Source organism: Clostridium sp. D5 (genome assembly GCF_000190355.1).
GTDB lineage: Bacteria > Bacillota > Clostridia > Lachnospirales > Lachnospiraceae > Faecalicatena > Faecalicatena fissicatena_A.
This window is the reverse complement of record NZ_GL870835.1, coordinates 1-2,092: the sequence shown is the minus strand read 5'-3', so window position 1 is coordinate 2,092 and position 2,092 is coordinate 1. Positions and strand designations below refer to the sequence as shown.

Annotated in this window: 3 protein-coding genes; all 3 read right to left on the bottom strand. The window is 43.3% G+C overall.

Annotated features, from left to right (window positions below; all coding sequences use genetic code 11):
* Positions 1 to 329 precede the first annotated feature (329 nt).
* The gene (locus HMPREF0240_RS25150; RefSeq protein ID WP_242833378.1) at positions 330 to 878 is read right to left on the bottom strand and encodes a hypothetical protein; all 549 of its coding nucleotides are present in this window, start codon (positions 876 to 878) and stop codon (positions 330 to 332) included.
* Complete coding sequence (locus tag HMPREF0240_RS25145; protein ID WP_242833376.1) at positions 866 to 1,627, bottom strand: helix-turn-helix domain-containing protein; 762 nt, start codon at positions 1,625 to 1,627, stop codon at positions 866 to 868. The genes HMPREF0240_RS25150 and HMPREF0240_RS25145 overlap by 13 nt, the downstream gene beginning before the upstream one ends.
* A gap of 272 nt (positions 1,628 to 1,899) precedes the next feature.
* On the bottom strand, positions 1,900 to 2,092 hold a 193-nt coding region (locus HMPREF0240_RS24875; protein WP_207636771.1), incomplete at its 5' end, for a hypothetical protein.

The following is a 2,092-nucleotide window of genomic DNA, read 5'->3' as shown; positions in this document are numbered from 1 at the left end:
TTTCAGGGTTAATGCAACTTTATCAAAGTAAATGCAGTCTGGTCAGTCCTATTTCGTGAAAAATGTGAAATAGGACTGTTTTTTATGTGAATTTCGTGTAAAATAATAGTAATCCACCATGAAAAGCCTTAAAAATAGGTGCACTATGCCGGAAGTGAGATTTACCTGTTTTTTTGCCAGAGTAAATGCCACCCCTATATAGGCGCTATATTATGTAAGGCCGGGTCTGGGGGATAATTAAGGCTGTTTGCCGTGTAAAGCTTAGCCTTAATGTTTGTTTTGTTGGAAAGCCGGGGATGGCGGTGCCAAATCCCGGCTTTTTGATGTTCTTATTCCTGGCGCTTCAAAAGCGATGGCGTAAGGTTTACCTCATTAGGTGGAATTCGATGGCATCCCAGTGCATGGAGTATATCGGTGCCATAGAGGAATTCAAACATTTCGCAGGGACATTTATTGCCAAGGCTTTCCCTGCTGTAAGAGTTGATATGGTCCATGAGCAGGGAGACATCCTCCTGCGTCAGGCTATCAAAGGAAGTTCCTTTGGGGAGGACATAGCGTATGAATTCATGATTCTTCTCGGCAGAGCCTTTCTGACCTGGCGAAGATGCATTGCAGTAAAAAATACGTGTCCTCAGATTCCCCTGCCGGTCATATTCAATTGCCTTAGGATTTGAAAATTCGCTCCCGTTATCGGTGAGGACCAGCGGTATGATGGACATGAAGATATCCGGGCGGAGTTCCAGATAGAGGCGATCAAAAATATCAAGGACCGACTGTGAATCATTGGAATCCCTTAGGAAGGCAAGCATCAGTTCTGCTTTCACGAAGTGGATGGTCAGCAGGACCTTTCCCCCCTTTTTCCCCTCTACGGAGTCCATCTGTGTGACGGGAGGTCGGGATGCTGACTGCAGTAGGTGATATAATCGTTGTATGTGCGCCCAATCCGGCACGCCTTATCCACCTTGAAGTCCTTCATCTTTCTTCGCCTGCTGTATCTGACTTTCCTTGGAAGATCAATATTCCTGGCCGTGAACACGTTGTAAGCGACCAGACGGTAGAGAGTGCTTTCACTGACCATGAGAGAATCTTTGTTGTTTGCACAGATATGATTAAGGGATTGCCCCCGTAAGATGAGTGGGGAGACAATGCCATCCAGACGCCGGATTTCCTCTTCGGAATAAGAGATACCAGACCTTGATTCTGAAAGCAGATTCCGGTATTCTTTGTCTGCAGAGGCAGGATTATAAAGACGTTTTTCTAAGGTGCAGCTGCGCCTGTCAGGACATCCATTGCAGACATAAGGAGGTTTTTCCAGTGTGCTACAACTTTCTTGTTTAAAGTCAGGACAGTTTGAGTTACATTTCTCGCAGAGGGAGCAATGCTTTCTTTTGGTGGAGGTACAGGAAGTACACAGGAAGCTGTTGGAACAGTTCCGGCGGTAGCGGCAGGCATTGTATGAACGTCCATATCCGCCAATCCTTCTGAATTCCAAATGGTTTCTGATTTCACGGGATATAGAGGTGCAGTTCTTGCCTACAGCGGTGGCAATCTGTTTAAAGGACTGCTGCTCGGAAAGCATTTGTGAGATTGTGATTCTGTCTTCTAATGATAAATGTGTTTTCTTCATAATGAAATCCTCCAATCGTATTCCCAGACACGACTGGAAGAATCATACAAAATTTGTCACACTTAATGCAACATTTCGGATTCTTAAAGTAAATGCAACCGGTAATGGACATAGGGGTTGCATTTACTTTGAAAATTTACATTTTGAGAAAATTGGTGAAGTGAAAAGTTTATTTCCACTTTGAAAACGGCAAAAAGAAAAGTGGCAATTACTCTTACAAAAAGAGCGATTACCACTTTTGGTATTCCTAAAAGTAGAATTAAGTGATACAATCAAGAAGAGAAATAACAAAGCTGTCTGCTCAGAAAGGGCTTTCTGGGCATGTTAAGAAAGCGGACTTTAGACGTGTTTTTAAAGGGGACAAGACTAAATTCCACTTGCTGGGACGTATATATTCCTGACAGCCGCCTGTTAATTCTTTCTTTAATTTCAGTTCTTATCAATCTTTCTTCTTCAACAGATATT